This window comes from Micromonospora sp. NPDC049359, assembly GCF_044466585.1.
In the GTDB taxonomy this organism is placed as follows: domain Bacteria; phylum Actinomycetota; class Actinomycetes; order Mycobacteriales; family Micromonosporaceae; genus Micromonospora.
In genome coordinates, this window is the sequence record NZ_JBITMW010000004.1 from 291,952 (window position 1) to 305,806 (window position 13,855).

15 protein-coding genes are annotated in these 13,855 nt (G+C 72.0%); 6 read left to right on the top strand and 9 right to left on the bottom strand.

What is annotated here, in order from left to right; translation table 11 throughout:
• Window positions 1-22: 22 nt before the first annotated feature.
• On the top strand, window positions 23-598 hold the full coding sequence (locus ACIBTX_RS12525) for a hypothetical protein (protein WP_357172517.1): 576 nt from the start codon (window positions 23-25) through the stop codon (window positions 596-598).
• Between the two features lie 50 nt (window positions 599-648).
• Here ACIBTX_RS12525 and rlmB read toward each other — a convergent pair whose 3' ends face one another.
• Together rlmB and cysS are read right to left on the bottom strand one after the other, a co-directional pair.
• Complete coding sequence (rlmB, locus tag ACIBTX_RS12530; protein ID WP_357128776.1) at window positions 649-1,779, bottom strand: 23S rRNA (guanosine(2251)-2'-O)-methyltransferase RlmB; 1,131 nt, start codon at window positions 1,777-1,779, stop codon at window positions 649-651.
• Window positions 1,779-3,194, bottom strand: a complete 1,416-nt coding sequence (gene cysS, locus ACIBTX_RS12535) for a cysteine--tRNA ligase (protein ID WP_357128773.1) — start codon at window positions 3,192-3,194, stop codon at window positions 1,779-1,781. The genes rlmB and cysS overlap by 1 nt, the downstream gene beginning before the upstream one ends.
• Before the next feature lie 54 nt (window positions 3,195-3,248).
• Here cysS and ACIBTX_RS12540 point away from each other — a divergent pair, with 54 nt between their 5' ends.
• Window positions 3,249-3,914: an IclR family transcriptional regulator gene (locus ACIBTX_RS12540; RefSeq protein ID WP_396832504.1), complete on the top strand. Its 666-nt coding sequence runs from the start codon at window positions 3,249-3,251 to the stop codon at window positions 3,912-3,914.
• Window positions 3,915-4,131: 217 nt separating this feature from the next.
• The gene (locus ACIBTX_RS12545) at window positions 4,132-5,148 is read left to right on the top strand and encodes a hypothetical protein (protein WP_357172520.1); all 1,017 of its coding nucleotides are present in this window, start codon (window positions 4,132-4,134) and stop codon (window positions 5,146-5,148) included.
• A 174-nt stretch (window positions 5,149-5,322) separates the two neighbouring features.
• Here the strand turns inward: ACIBTX_RS12545 and ACIBTX_RS12550 are convergent, their stop codons facing one another.
• The 3 genes from ACIBTX_RS12550 to ACIBTX_RS12560 form a co-directional block, all read right to left on the bottom strand.
• A complete protein-coding gene (locus ACIBTX_RS12550; RefSeq protein WP_357172522.1) occupies window positions 5,323-7,011 on the bottom strand; it encodes a S8 family serine peptidase in 1,689 nt (562 codons plus the stop codon).
• Between the two features lie 96 nt (window positions 7,012-7,107).
• Window positions 7,108-7,830, bottom strand: coding sequence for an HAD family hydrolase (locus tag ACIBTX_RS12555; RefSeq protein ID WP_357172525.1), 723 nt, complete (start codon window positions 7,828-7,830; stop codon window positions 7,108-7,110).
• A 94-nt stretch (window positions 7,831-7,924) separates the two neighbouring features.
• The gene (locus tag ACIBTX_RS12560) at window positions 7,925-8,881 is read right to left on the bottom strand and encodes a DMT family transporter (RefSeq protein ID WP_357128758.1); all 957 of its coding nucleotides are present in this window, start codon (window positions 8,879-8,881) and stop codon (window positions 7,925-7,927) included.
• 86 nt (window positions 8,882-8,967) lie between these two features.
• Between ACIBTX_RS12560 and ACIBTX_RS12565 the strand changes: the two genes are divergently transcribed.
• Entirely contained in the window at window positions 8,968-9,513 is a 546-nt protein-coding gene (locus ACIBTX_RS12565) for a CGNR zinc finger domain-containing protein (protein ID WP_357172777.1), read from the top strand.
• Here the strand turns inward: ACIBTX_RS12565 and ACIBTX_RS12570 are convergent.
• From ACIBTX_RS12570 to ACIBTX_RS12580, 3 genes are all read right to left on the bottom strand, one after another.
• Window positions 9,480-10,067 (bottom strand): GNAT family N-acetyltransferase, encoded by a 588-nt coding sequence (locus ACIBTX_RS12570; protein WP_357172528.1) that lies wholly within the window; start codon window positions 10,065-10,067, stop codon window positions 9,480-9,482. The two genes, ACIBTX_RS12565 and ACIBTX_RS12570, sit on opposite strands and share 34 nt — an antisense overlap.
• Before the next feature lie 179 nt (window positions 10,068-10,246).
• Complete coding sequence (locus tag ACIBTX_RS12575) at window positions 10,247-10,429, bottom strand: DUF397 domain-containing protein (protein ID WP_278142938.1); 183 nt, start codon at window positions 10,427-10,429, stop codon at window positions 10,247-10,249.
• The gene (locus ACIBTX_RS12580; protein ID WP_357172531.1) at window positions 10,420-11,232 is read right to left on the bottom strand and encodes a helix-turn-helix transcriptional regulator; all 813 of its coding nucleotides are present in this window, start codon (window positions 11,230-11,232) and stop codon (window positions 10,420-10,422) included. Before ACIBTX_RS12580 ends, ACIBTX_RS12575 begins: the two co-directional genes overlap by 10 nt.
• A 346-nt stretch (window positions 11,233-11,578) precedes the next feature.
• On the opposite strand from ACIBTX_RS12580, the gene ACIBTX_RS12585 reads away from it, so the two are divergent.
• Window positions 11,579-11,866 carry a hypothetical protein gene (locus ACIBTX_RS12585; protein WP_357392310.1) on the top strand — a complete coding sequence of 96 codons (288 nt, stop codon included), beginning with the start codon at window positions 11,579-11,581 and terminating at the stop codon, window positions 11,864-11,866.
• Between the two features lie 37 nt (window positions 11,867-11,903).
• Here the strand turns inward: ACIBTX_RS12585 and ACIBTX_RS12590 are convergent, their stop codons facing one another.
• Window positions 11,904-12,326, bottom strand: a complete 423-nt coding sequence (locus ACIBTX_RS12590; protein WP_234583379.1) for a MarR family winged helix-turn-helix transcriptional regulator — start codon at window positions 12,324-12,326, stop codon at window positions 11,904-11,906.
• A 176-nt stretch (window positions 12,327-12,502) separates the two neighbouring features.
• Between ACIBTX_RS12590 and eno the strand changes: the two genes are divergently transcribed.
• Window positions 12,503-13,810, top strand: a complete 1,308-nt coding sequence (eno, locus tag ACIBTX_RS12595) for a phosphopyruvate hydratase (protein ID WP_357128744.1) — start codon at window positions 12,503-12,505, stop codon at window positions 13,808-13,810.
• The last annotated feature ends 45 nt before the right edge of the window (window positions 13,811-13,855 follow it).

Here is a 13,855-nt window from a genome sequence, read left to right on the forward strand (position 1 = left end):
ACACCGAGCCGGAGGAGACGCCGTGTCCGCCACCGCCACCGCCACCGCCCACCGGAACCAGATCATCCGCCGGGCCGGCCGTAGCCTCGCCTACTGCGCGACGCTGGTACCGGTCGCCCTGTTCACCTTGGCTACCACTCCGGTGGGCGGGGCCGACGCCGCCGTCGCGCGGTGGCGGGGCCTGCGGACCGGCCTGCTCGGCGCACCCCCGACGGCCGTGCCCGGCCGGCGACCCGGAACGCTCGCGGTGCTCGGTCACGCGCTGCTCAGCCTGCTGCTCGGCCTCGTGGCCCTGTTGCCGATCGGCGTCGAGCTGTTGATGGTGCTGCGCGGCGTCCTGTACGGGGTGGTCGATCCCGGCCCGTACGACCACTCCTGGGGCGGTCCGAGCCGGGCCGGCGCGTGGCTGGCGCACTTCCTCGTCGGCCTGCCACTGGCGGCCGGCGGGCTGGCCGCGCTGATCGGCATCGCCGCCGTGCACCAACGACTGACCCGACGCCTCGACGGGGAGCGGGGTCCGGCCTGGCTGCTGCCGGCCACGCTGCTGACGGCGGTGGCCGGTGCGATCTTCTTCGTCGCCTGGCTCCACCAGATCTGACGGCGAGGCCCCCTACCGCTTTCGGGCGGTAGGGGGCCTCGTCGACGTCGTTACAGCTCGACCGAGCGGCGGCGGGCGACCTCGGCCAGGGTGACCGCGGCGGCCACGCTCGCGTTGAGCGACTCCACCTCGGAGATCATCGGGATGCTGACGGTCAGGTCGCAGGTCTCCCCGACCAGCCGGGACAACCCGCGCCCCTCGGAGCCGACGACCACCACCAGCGGGCCGACGGCGGCCTCCAGGTCGTACAGGTCGGTGTCGCCGTCGGCGTCCAGGCCGACCACCATGAAGCCGGCGTCCCGGCACGCCTTCAGCGACCGGGTCAGGTTGGTGACCTGGGCCACCGGCACCCGCGCCGCCGCGCCGGCACTGGTCCGCCAGGCGGTCGCGGTGATCCCGGCGGCACGACGCTCGGGTACGAAGACACCCTGCGCGCCGAATGCGGCGGCCGACCGGATCACGGCGCCCAGGTTGCGCGGGTCGGTGACCCCGTCCAGCGCGACCAGCAGCGGAGCCTGCTGCTCCAGCGACGCGGCCACCAGGTCCTCGAAGGGCTCGTACGCGAACGGCGGCACCTGCAAGCCGACGCCCTGGTGCAGCACCCCACCGGTCATCCGGTCCAGTTCGGCCCGGCTGATCTCCAGGTTGGCGATGCCCCGGTCGGCGGCGGTCCGGATGATCTCCTTGGTCCGCTCGTCCACGTCGATGCCCTGGGCCGTGTAGAGCGCCGTCGCGGGCACCTGGGCGCGCAGCGCCTCCAGCACCGGGTTGCGTCCGACCAACAGCTCCGGGGAGTCCTTCGACGGGTTGGACTTGCGCCCCGGGGAGACCCGGGGACCGGAGCGCGAGGTGGGCTTGCCACCCCGACCGCCGGTCGCGCCACGACCGACCGGTACGCCCCGACCGCCACCCTTGCCCCAGGTGGTGTCCTTGCTGCCCGGCTGACCGATCTTCGGGGCGCGCCCCTCCTCGGCCGCCACCCGGCGCTCCTTGTCCTGCTTCCAGGCGGTGCGCTGCGGCAGCTTCTCGGTGCCCGAGTAGCCCTTGTGCCACGGCCGCTCGTCAGCGGGCAGGGTGCGACCCCGCCCGGCGAGGGAGTCCTTGTTCTTGCCGCCGGAGCCCTTGGGGGCACCCGCCTTCGACGTCAGTCGCCGGCCACGGCGCTGCGAGTTGCCGGCCATCAGTCCTGCTCTCCAATAGTCCAACGGGGGCCCTGGGGGGTGTCCTCGACCACCACGCCGGCCAGCTTGAGCTGGTCACGTACCGCGTCGGCGGCAGCCCAGTCCTTGCGGCCCCGGGCCTGCGCGCGCTGCTCCAGGGCCAGCGCGATCAGGGAGTCCACCACGGCGCGCAGATCGTCCGAACGACCGCCGCCGGTCCACGCCTCGTCGAGGGGGTCGATCCCGAGGATATCCAGCATCGCGCGTACCACGGCCAGGGTGGTGCGGACAGTCACATCGTCGCCCGCGCTCAGCGCGGTGTTGCCGTCCCGGAGGTGCTGTTGCAGCACCGCCAGCGCGGCGGACGTGTTGAGGTCGTCGTCCATCGCCGCGACGAAACCGGCCGGCAGCTCGCCGAGCTGCCCGGCGCCCACCCGCTCGACGGCCCGCTGGACGAAACCCTCGATCCGGCGGTACGCGGTGGCCGCCTCGCGAAGCGAGTCCTCCGAGTAGTCGATCACCGAGCGGTAGTGCGCGGCGGCGTAGTAGTAACGCAGCTCCACCGGCCGCACACCGAGCGAGTCGACGTACGCGAGGCCCAGGGCGTTACCCGCCGACTTGCCCATTTTCGCCCCGCCGATGTTGAGCAGGCCGTGGTGCACCCAGTAGCGGGCGAACGGCAGCCCGGCCGCCTGGGACTGGGCGATCTCGTTCTCGTGGTGCGGGAACGTCAGGTCCAGACCACCGCCGTGGATGTCGAACTCCGGGCCCAGGTAGCGCCAGCACATCGCCGAGCACTCGATGTGCCAGCCCGGACGGCCCAGCCCCCACGGGGACGGCCAGTACGCGTCCGCCGGCTCGTTCGGCTTGGCGCCTTTCCAGAGGGCGAAGTCGCGCGGGTCCCGCTTACCCCGGTCCGGCGCGTCGCCGGCCGACTGCATCGCGTCCGGCGACTGACCCGACAGCGACCCGTACGCCGGCCAGGACGCCACATCGAAGTAGACGTCGCCGGAGCCGTCGGTGGCCGGGTACGCGTGCCCGTCCGTGATCAGCTTGGTGATCAGCTCGTGCATCTCCGGGATGTGCCCGGTGGCGCGCGGCTCGTAGGTGGGCGACAGCACGTTCAACGCCCGGTACGACTCGGCGAGGATCAACTCGTTGGCGTACGCGATCGACCAGAACGGCAGACCCTGCTCACCCGCCTTGACGAGGATCTTGTCGTCGATGTCGGTCAGGTTGCGGATGAACGTGACCTCGTAGCCGGCCGCGAGCAACCAGCGGCGCAGCACGTCGTAGTTGACGCCGGAGCGAAGGTGACCGATGTGCGGCGGCGCCTGGAGGGTGAGACCACACAGGTAGACCCCCACCTTGCCGGCTTCCCGCGGGACGAAGTCCCGCACCGATCGGGTGGCGGTGTCATACAGGCGTAGCGTCACCGTACAAGGGTAGCCGTCCGCGCCTGTCCGGGTCCGCCGGTGCCGGGTCGTACGCTGCGTGCTGTGGATGCGACGGCAGGGTCCAGCCGGACCGGGGAGACGTCCCAGACGCTCGACCGGGGTCTACGGCTTCTGCACCTGGTGGCCGATACGCCGACCGGGCTGACCGTCAGCGAGGCGGCGAACCGGCTCGGCGTCGGCCGGGCGGCCGTCTACCGGCTGGTCGGCCCGCTGACCGGGCACGGCATGCTGCGCCGGGGCAGCGACGGCCGACTCCGGATCGGCGCGGGCGTGCTGCACCTGGCCCGACGCGCCCAGCCGCTGCTCGCCGAGGGCGCGTTGCCGGCGCTGCGCCGACTCGCCGAACAGGCCGGCGCGACCGCCCACCTGACCGTGGTGGACGGCGGCGAGGGTGTCGCCCTGGCGGTGGTCGAGCCGAGTTGGACGTCGTTCCACGTCGCGTACCGGACGGGGGCGCGACACCCCCTGGACCGGGGCGCGGCGGGTCGGGCCATCCTGGCCGGCCGCAGCGGCACGGCCGACCCGGTGAGCAGCAGCGGCGAGTTGGAGTCCGGGGCGTACGGGGTGGCCGCGCCGGTGCTCGGCGTACCGGGCCTGGAGGCCAGCGTCGGCGTGGTCGCGCTCGCCCCGCTGGACGTCGCCCTGGTCGGCCCCCAGGTGCAGGCCGCCGCGACGGCCGTGGCGGCAACCCTCCGCTGACCCCTTGATCCACTCGGCGACGCTTGGTCGACTCGGCTTCCTGGAAGTCGGGCTCTCCTTGAGCCCGCGACGCCCCGATTTCTGGAAAGCCGAGTCGATCAACCCATAGCAAGATCTCCAAGGCGCTTCGTGGTTTTCCACAGGCGGTGGCGGGGCCCTCCGCGGGGTTGTCCACAGGGGTACCGGGCGGCGAACGGCGGGCGGCACGCTGCTCGGCATGCCACCACGTCCGTACCGACCCGACGCCCTGACCTGGCAGGTTTTCCGCGGCTCCGAGGTCGTCCGGGATGGCCTGCTCAGCGAGCACCAGCTACGCAGCAGCGCCTGGGTACGACTTCGCCACGACATCTACGCCGACGCCCGACTGGACCGGGACCACGCCCTGGCCTGCCGCGCCGCGCTCCTGCGGCTGCCGCCCGGGGTGGTCGTGGGTGGTCCGTCGGCCGCCTTCCTGCACGGCGTCGAGCACGCCGCCGCCTTCACCGACGACGTGCACATCCTCGCGCCCCGACCGTTGCGGGTCGGCGCTCAACGCGGCCTTCGGGTGCATGTCCACACCGCGTCCGAACACGCCGCCACCGGCCCGCGCGTAAGCGGTCCGAGGCCTGAACGGGCGGTCCCCTATCCACCGGCGAGCGGTCCCTCGAAAGCGAGACGCCCAACCGGCGCGACCCGCCCACCGGGACCGGATCGCCTGGCGCGCAGCCCGCTCCCCTGCTCGGGTCCGGCGCGGTCCGCCTGGGAGACGGCGGTCTGGCTCGACCCGGTCCGCGCGCTCCCCATCATCGACACGTTGCTCGGGCGGGGACTGACCGACAGCGCCGCGCTGGCCAAGGAGGCCGCCCTCAACACGGACCGACCCGGGGCTCGTCGGGCGGATTGGCTCTTCGACCTGGCCGACGGGCGGGCCCAGTCCCCGCCGGAGTCCCAGCTACGGGCGCGGTTGGTGTTGGGCGGCCTGCCACGCCCCGTCGTCCAACATCCGGTGCGCCTGCCCAACGGCGTGGTCCTGCACCCCGACCTGGCGTGGCCCACCTACCGGGTGGCGGTGGAGTACGACGGGCAGTGGCACTCCGACATCGACCAGTTGCACCGTGATCGCCGACGGCTCAATCTGCTCGTCGGCGCGGGTTGGTTGGTGCTCCATGTGACCAGTCGACGGATGGGGTCCGAGTTCCCGGCGGTGCTGCGCGAAGTGCGCGCCGCCCTGAACGCCCGCGGCTGGCGGCGATGAACGCCCGCGCCGCGGCGGTGAGCGGCCGTGATCCACTCGGCTTCTTGGAGACCGGGCTGTCCGGGGCACCGCGACACCCCGCCTTCCAAGAAACCGGGGTCGATCATCGCGCTCGACCGCCGCACGCGGCAGGGCCCGGCCGACCAGTGTCGACCGGGCCCCGCGGGCGGTGCGTTACGGGCGGGCGTTGAGCTTGAGCGGGGTCTTCACCGCCGCGTACGCGTCGACGATCCCGTACCCGTAGAAGCCGTTGAAGTTGAGCCCACCGGCGCAGTACGCGTCGTAGGTCTCGTCACGGCCCTCGTTGCGGTACTGCTGCAGGCGCGGCTCCGGGCAGGCGTGCTCGGCCGCCGTGCGGTAGAGGTGCTGCTCCACCTGGTCCGGGGACATGCCGAAGCCACCCCGGGCCTGCGGCTTGCCGTACCGGCTGACGATCAGCGCGGCCACCCCGGCGGCGTGCGGGGACGCCATCGAGGTGCCCTGCAGGTAGGTGTAGTAGCCGCACTCACCGTTGGCCTTGCACTGCTTGAAGACGGACTCCTCGAAACCGGCGACGATGTTGCCGTCGGCGTCGACCGAGCCCTCCTCCTGGAGCACGTGCTTCGGGTAGGACGACAGGATCATGTTGGCGTCGGTGCGGTACGTGTCCGTGCCGAAGCCGTCGCGGAACCAGCCGCCCGGCGCGGCGACCGAGATCTGCTCGGTGCCGTAGTTGGAGAAGTCCGACTTCTTGCCGGACGGGCCGACCGACGACACACCGATGACGTGCGGGCCCTCGGTGGGCAGGTCCCAGCAGCTGTTGTTGTCGATCGGGCGCGGGTACGGGTCGGCGCCGTAGTCCGGGCTGGACGTGTCGGTACGCGGCGCGCCCAGGTCCTCGTTGTTGTTGCCGAGCGCGCCGACCAGGGTGACGCCCTTGTTGTGGGCGAATTCCAGCGCCCGCTTCATGGCCTTGATGATGGCCCGCTGCTCGGCCTGCGCCTCGGGGGAGTCGGCCGGGTTGGCGGTGCAGTTGTAGAGCCACGGGTCGACGTAGAACGACATGTTGACCACGTCGATCCCGTTGCGGCCGGCGTAGACCAGGGCGTTGACGACCGGGTCGAGGAAGAAGTAGCCGGAGTCCTGGCCACCCTTGAGCTCGACCAGCGACACGTTCGGGGCGACACCGGAGAGGCCGAAGCCGTTGGCGGCGGCGCCGATGGTGCCGGCCACGTGGGTGCCGTGCCCGCCGTCGTCGGTGCCCACCGCGTCGAGGCAGCTCGGCACCTCGCAGGGGCCGTCCACGTCGATCCGGTCGGGTGCGAAGTTGCGCGACAACGCCCAGTTGAAGTTGGGCGCGATGTCCGGGTTGCTGGCGTCGACGCCGGTGTCCAGTACGCCGACGGTCACCCGACGGTCACCGGGCTCGATCTTGCGGGCCTTGTCGGCCTGGATCATCTCCAGGCCCCAGAGCTTGTTGTCGAGCGGGTCCATTTTGGCCCCGCGCCGGGCGGCAGCGCCGGCGGCGGCCTTGGTGGCGGCCGTCAGGTGCTCCTGCTCGACCCGGTCCAGCTTCGGCTTGCGGCCGATGGCCTTCTGCTCGGCGGCGCCGACCAGGGTCGGCGCGGCGGCGGCCCGGGACGCGAAGTCGGCCCGGTCACTGGTGACCTGGAACATGCCGACCTCGTCGGACGAGGACACCACCGTGCCGCCGGCGGCCCGGATGGCGGCGACCGCCGTGTCGACGGCGACCCCGTCCTCGGCGACCACCGTGAAGGTGCGGGACGTGCTCGGCGCGGCGCTGGCCGGTACACCCAGGCCCGCTGCCGTAAGTGCCAGTACCGCCGCGGTCGCGACGGCACCGACGGTGAAGCGCTTGCTCACCACATCGAATCCTCTCGTTGAGGGACGTGGCGTCATCACACAACACCTGGCGGGTTCCCGCCAGATGAACGTCCGTTATGCCGGTGAATCTGTTCTTCATCCGCCCTGGCCGACGCCCAGATCCACCCGGTCGGACGATGCCGCCGGCAGATTCGGCAGGACCGTGGGCAGTTCGGCCAGGGTGGACACCTCCGTGTCGGGGATGAGACCCGCCGGGCGGGGTAGCCCGTGCCGGTTCAGCCACACCGACCGCAGGCCGGCCCGTCGGGGCGCCACCACGTCGTGCTCCCACGAGTCGCCGACGTACACGATCTGCTCGGCGGGCACCCCGGCAGCCTCGACCACCGCCGCGTAGAACTCCGGGGCGGGCTTCTTGGGCAGGCCGTTCTCGTGCGCGTACAGCTCGAAGGCGAACTCGCCGGCGAGCCCGCAGCGTTCGGCGCGGCTGTTGCCGTTCGTGGCGAAGCCCAGGGTGTACCGGCGGCGCAGCGCCACCAGCGCCGGTGGGACGTCCGGGAACGGCCGGGTGAGGGCGAACCGGCGGGCAAAGAAGAGGTCGGCGATCTCGTCGAGGTGGTCGCCGAGGCCGGCGCGGGCCAGCGACCGGGCCAGCGCGGCGCGGCGGATCTCCATGACCGGGGCGGCGCTCAGCTCACCAAAGACCGCTCCCCAGTCGGATTCCAGCTCGGCGAGCGTCACGCCGGCCGCGTCGGGTGCGCGACGCCGCATCTCGTCGAGGACGGCCGCCAGCCCGCCGGTCACCGCGGGCCGCAGGTCGAGCAGGGTCTCGTCAGCGTCGAACACGACAGTGGTCAGCACGGCACCCACTCTCCCACCGCACGACGACCACACCGCACGACGACCACACCGCACGACGACCACACCGCACGACGACCGCACCGCGACAGCGACCTCACCGGGTGCCGGCCGCCAGCGCGGGCTCGGGCGCGGCGGGCGCGGGCACGCCGCGCAGCTCGTCGAGGCGTACCAGGGCGACCCCGGCGACGATCAGCAGGCCACCGAGGAGTTGCCAGGCGGTGGGCAGTTCGTCAAGGAACAGCCAGGCGATGAGTACGGCGAACAGCACCTCGGTCAGCCCGACGAACGACGACAGCCGGGGGCCGAGGATCCGGTTGCCGGCGATGCCGGCCAGGTACGCGATCACCGCGGCGACGAGGGTGAGCCCGACGATGGGCAGCAGCCAGGTGGTGCGCTGCCCGGCGAAGGTGACCTCACCGAACGTGGCACGCAGCGGCAGCAGCCCGGTCACCCCGATGAGCAGCAGCACGGCCGCGCCGACGGCCATCCCGCCGCTGGCCATGGCGACCGAGGGCAGTCGGGGGTCGACCCGGCCGGCGAGTACGAAGTAGCCGGCCAGGCCGAACGCGGCGCCCAGCCCCCAGAGCACGCCGACCGGGTCGAAGGCGGCGTTGCCGGTGAGGTCCAGGACGAACACCAACCCGCACAGCGCGGCGGCGGAGCCGGCCACGGTGAGCCGCCGGGGGCGCTGGCCGTGCCGCAGCCACATCCAGCCCACGACGAGGATGATGCCCAGGTATTCCAGCAGGAGCGCGATGCCAACCGGCAGGTAGCGCACGGCGTTGAAGAAGCACACCTGCGCCAGGGCGACCCCGAGCAGCCCGAACATCACGACTGCGGAGCTGTTGTCGCGCAGCACGTGCCACCTGCCGCGCAGCGCCAGCAGGGCGGGGATCGCGAGCACCAGGGCGGCCACCCCGACCCGGGCGACGACAGCGGCCTCGGCCGACCACCCGGCCTCGATGAGCGAGCGCGCGAAGGTGCCCGAGGTGGCGAACGTGACGGCGGAGAGCAGCGCCAAGGCGGCGCCGACGGCGGGTCGTTGCGGCATCTCGCGCTCCTCGCTGCGACACGTGTGTCATGGGCAAACTATCCTTGTGCCCATGACGCTAGGCGGCCATCGTGACAGGAGTCAAGTTGCTGTTCGCTCATGACACCGAATGCTCGCTGATCGCCGCCACCGCCCTGGTCAACACCGGAGGCCGCGACGGCGAGCTGCTACCCGACGTCGCCGCGCTGGACGCCTTCTTCGTCCGGCACACCTACAGCGGACGGCACGAGCACACCGACGCGGAACTACGCGCCGTACGACAGTTGCGCCCCCGCCTGCGCCGCATCTGGGACGCCGAACCGCCCGAGGTCGTCGACATCATCAACGGCCTGCTCCGCGAACACCGGGCGTTGCCGCAGCTCATCGAGCACGACGACGAGCCGTACCACCTGCACGCCGTGCCCCGCGACGCGCCGCTGGCCACCCGCATGGCGGTGGAGGCGGCCATGGCGATCGCCGACCTGGTCCGGTCGAGCGAGCTGAGCCGGCTGCGCATCTGCGAGCACCCGGACTGCGACAACGTCGTCGTCGACCTGTCCCGCAACCGGTCGCGGCGGTTCTGCGAGGCCGGCTGCGGCAACCGCGCCGCCGTAACCGCCTACCGGGCGCGCAAGGCCGCCGGCCGGTCCTGAGCAATGTCGGCGGCCAGCAGCTCGTACTCCACCTCACCCTGCTCGGTCCCCGGGATCGGGTCGTCGAAGTCCAGGTGGAACGTCCGCACGTAACGCAGCCCGGCCTTCTCCATCACCCGGCGGGACCGCTCGTTCACCGCCATCGTCTGCGCCCACACCCGGCGCACGCCCACGACGTCGAGCGCGTACCGGACCAGCGCCCGGGACCCCTCCGTCGCCAGGCCACGCCCCCACGCCGCGCGGCGCAGCCGGTAGCCCAACTCGGCCTCCGTGCCGTCCGCCGACGGGTCGAGCGCGAACCACCCCAGGAACTCACCGGACGCCCGGTCGAGCGCCGCCCAACGCCCCAGGCCGGGATGCCGCTCGTACTGGGCGATCAGCCTCGGCAACTCCTCGTCCCGGATCGTCTCCATCGGGGTCGCGACGCCGCCGGTGAGGAACCGCATCACCTCGGGATCGCCGTCAAGCTCGACGAACGCGTCCACGTCGGCCATCGTCAACCGGCGCATCCGCAGCCGCTCGGTCGACACGCTCTCGCCATCGCCGTCCCACATGCCCGCATCATCCCGCCACTCGCGGACACCGTCGAGCCGATTACCCGCAGCCCGACGCCGGCCGCCGCAAGATCCACGCAACTTCGGGGATACTGCTGCCTCACGCCGCGCGGAAGCAGCAGTATCCCTGAAGTTGCGCGGGAAACCCCGCGACCACCGTCGCGGACCGGGCGGTCGGGTCAGCGCGGGGGCGCGACCACGAAGAGCCGCCAGGAGTACGCGTCGACCACCAACACGGGTCCGTCCGGGTCCTTACTGTCCCGCACCCCGACCACGCCCCCCAGATCCGTAGCCACCTCGACGCAGTTGCCGTCCTGGTTGCTGCGGCTGCTCTTGCGCCATCGGGCGCCAGTCAACTCCACGATTCGGCCACCTCGCTCACCAACTCGATGGAAGCCTGCGGCGGCAGGGCTTCGCCCAACGTAGCCTCCCAGACCCGTTGGAGCCGCGCCAGATCATGCTCTTGGTCCAACTCCTGGCCACGAACCTGACTGTCCAGATAGGCCAATTTCGTGCCATCTGGCAGGGCGGCAAGCGCGAACGGCCCGCCGAGTCCCGGGTACTCCTCGGCGGATCGCGGCACGACATGCAGCCGAACCCGAGGGTGCCCGGTGGCGATGCTGGCCAGGTGCAGCGCCTGATCGCGCATCACCTTCCGCTCGCCGACCCGTCGCCGCAGCACCGCTTCGTCCAACACGGCCACAATCTGCGGGGTTCGTTCGCTATGCAGCACGTCCTGGCGGTCCATCCGCTCAGTGACGCGCCGGTCGACCTCGTCGGAGTCGAGCAGGTTGCCCGCCTCGAAGACCGCTCGGGCATAGGCCTCGGTCTGGAAGAGCCCCGGCACGTAGCGCGGCTCGTACCAGCGGACCGTGCGCGCCTGCTCCAGGATTGCCTGCCAGCCGCGTAGCCAGGGCTGGGTCCGGTCCAGGCTGACCAACTCGGTGGACATGCGGCTGAAGAGGCCGCCGGTGTCCAGGGCGCGGTCGAGGAGTTCCAGGTACTTCGCGGTGGGCGGCTGCTGGCCCAACTCGACCGCGCTGACCATCGACGGCGAGTAGTTGACCGCCTTGGCCAACTCGTCCTGGCTCCAGCCTCGGCGAGCCCGCGCCCGGCGCAGCTCCGCGACCAGGAACGCCGCCGCCGTCATCTGCCCATCGGCCATGCCCGACCACTCTCCAACCCGCCGGCGATCAATTCCAGCCGGCCAACAGAGCCGGCACCGCCCGGAAACAGGGCAGCCACGACAGGTCGGCCGAACCCTTCCGACCGTAGTCGTCCGATCACCAGACTGTGAAGTGCGACGCCGCTCCCCGTCCCCCGGGCCAGCGACATCGCCCGGGACCGCCCGAACCCCCGTGCCGGGCGGTCCCACCCCGCAAGATCGTGCTCGATCGTGGAAACAGTGGCCTCCGCACGTGCCGAGGCCACTACATCCAGGATCGAGCACGATCTTGATCGGGTGCGGGGGTGATGTCGCCAGCGATTCAGCTCGAAAGGACTCCCACACCATGACCCGGACCGTCTCGGACGACCGCGCGGCCGTACCCCGTCGACCGCACCTGCCGTTGCGGCCGTTGTGGCTCTGCCGGGTCTGCGCCGCGCCGTGGCCGTGCGCGCTGGCCCGACTCACCCTCCGCCAGGAGTACGCGCACGACCGGATCGCGCTGAGCATCTACCTGTGCACCGTCCTGCACGACGCGGCGGCCGACCTGTACCGGCTCAACCCGCACGACGGCCCGGCTCCGGCGGCGCTCTACGTCCGGTTCCTCGGCTGGGCGGCACTGCCCGAACCCTGACGTTCGTCGACGGCGGCCCTGCCGTCGACGGGAGCGTCTAACGCATGGCGAGCCGTTCCAGCAGGGCGGCGCTGCGTGCCAGCAGTGCCCGCTCCTCATCCGTGAGTTCCGCCTCGATGGCCTGGGCGAGCCAACCGGCTCTGCGGCTGCGCTCCGCCTCCAGGGCGGCCCGACCCGCGTCCGACAGCTCGACGAGCGACTTGCGGCCGTCCGTGGGGTGCGCCCGTCGCGTGATCAGCTTCTGTTCCATGAGCAGCCCCACCGCCCGCGCCATCGACTGGGGGCGTACGCGCTGGTCGGCGGCGAGGTCGCTGGTGGTCATGGCACCGTCGCGGTCCAACGCGCCCAGCACGGCGATCTGACCCAGCGGAATGCGGTCCTCGTGCTTGACGCGCCGGGTGAGCTTGCCCATCGCGGTACGCAGTTCGGCGGCGATGGCGGCGGCTTCCGAGGTGGGCACAGGGCACTTTACCCCGCTCGTCAGCGCTGTTGGGCAGCTGACCTGCACAGCAATACTGTTCAGCGGGGCTGTTCAGCATAACTGGTCAGCATTGCTGTAGGGTTTGCCGCTGTCGGGCCCAGCGCCAGCGTTGTCGCAGCTGGGGCCACGGCAGGCGACAACGAAAGGGACCTCCCATGTCCGCACCGGCAGCCGGAACCGTCACCACCACCATCGAGACCGTCACCGCCCGCCGCATCATCGACAGCCGGGGCAACCCCACGGTCGAGGTCGACGTCACGCTGGCGGACGGCTCGTTCGGCCGGGCCGCCGTCCCCTCCGGCGCCTCCACCGGGGCCCGGGAGGCCGTGGAGCTGCGCGACGGAGACCCGACGCGCTGGCACGGCAAGGGCGTCGACCGCGCGGTGGCCAACGTCAACGGGGAGATCGCGGCGGCCGTGCGCGGCAGCGACGCGGCAGACCAGGCGGGTCTGGACGCCGCACTGATCGCCCTCGACGGCACCGCCACGAAGTCCCGGCTCGGCGCCAACGCGATTCTCGGCGTCTCCCTCGCCGTCGCCAAGGCCGCCGCGGCGGCCCACCGCCAGCCCCTCTACCGCTACCTGGGCGGCGCCGACGCCCACCTCCTGCCGCTGCCGATGATGAACATCGTCAACGGCGGCGCCCACGCCGACAACCCACTCGATTTCCAGGAGTTCATGATCGTGCCCGTGGGCGCGGACACCTTCGCCGAAGCCGTCCGCATGGGCAGCGAGGTCTTCCACACCCTGCGCCGCGATCTGCTGGCCGCCGGGCACTCCACGGGCGTGGGCGACGAGGGTGGCTTCGCGCCCGAGCTGCGTACCGCCGAGGAAGCGCTCGACTTCGTGCTGACTGCCGTCGAGGGCGCGGGCTACCGCCCCGGCACGGACATCGGCCTCGTCATGGACCCGGCGTCATCCGAGTTCTTCCGCGACGGCGTGTACGACTACACGGGCGAGGGAGTACGCCGCACGCCCGCCGAGCACGCCGACTACCTCGCCAGGCTCATCGACGCCTACCCGGTCGTCTCCATCGAGGACCCGATGGCCGAGAACGACCTGGACGGCTGGCGCGAGCTGACCGCCCGTGTCGGTGACCGCTGCCAGCTCACCGGTGACGACGTGTTCTGCACCAACGAGACGCTGCTGAGCGAGGGCATCCGCACCGGCGTCGGCAACTCGGTCCTGGTCAAGGTCAACCAGATCGGCACCCTGACCGAGGCGCTGGCCACGGTGGCCACGGCCCAGCGGGCGGGCTGGACCGTCGTCATGTCGCACCGCTCCGGCGAGACGGAGGACACCACCATCGCGGATCTGGCGGTCGCCACCGGCTGCGGTCAGCTCAAGACCGGCTCGCTCTCCCGCTCCGACCGGACGGCGAAGTACAACCAGCTGATCCGGATCGAAGAGGAGCTGGGCGACTCGGCGCGCTTCGCGGGCCGCGCCGCACTGCTCCGGGCGTGAGCGATCGCGCCGCGCTTCGCCGGGCGTGAGCAGAGGGCGGCGCTG

Excerpts from the sequence above, each read along its gene's own strand:
- rlmB (WP_357128776.1), bottom strand. The coding sequence starts at position 1,779 with ATGGCCGGCAACTCGCAGCGCCGTGGCCGGCGACTGACGTCGAAGGCG.
- ACIBTX_RS12545 (WP_357172520.1), top strand. The coding sequence starts at position 4,132 with ATGCCACCACGTCCGTACCGACCCGACGCCCTGACCTGGCAGGTTTTC.
- ACIBTX_RS12580 (WP_357172531.1), bottom strand. The coding sequence starts at position 11,232 with ATGGCCGATGGGCAGATGACGGCGGCGGCGTTCCTGGTCGCGGAGCTG.
- eno (WP_357128744.1), top strand. The coding sequence starts at position 12,503 with ATGTCCGCACCGGCAGCCGGAACCGTCACCACCACCATCGAGACCGTC.
- ACIBTX_RS12570 (WP_357172528.1), bottom strand. The coding sequence starts at position 10,067 with ATGTGGGACGGCGATGGCGAGAGCGTGTCGACCGAGCGGCTGCGGATG.
- ACIBTX_RS12560 (WP_357128758.1), bottom strand. The coding sequence starts at position 8,881 with ATGCCGCAACGACCCGCCGTCGGCGCCGCCTTGGCGCTGCTCTCCGCC.
- ACIBTX_RS12585 (WP_357392310.1), top strand. The coding sequence starts at position 11,579 with ATGACCCGGACCGTCTCGGACGACCGCGCGGCCGTACCCCGTCGACCG.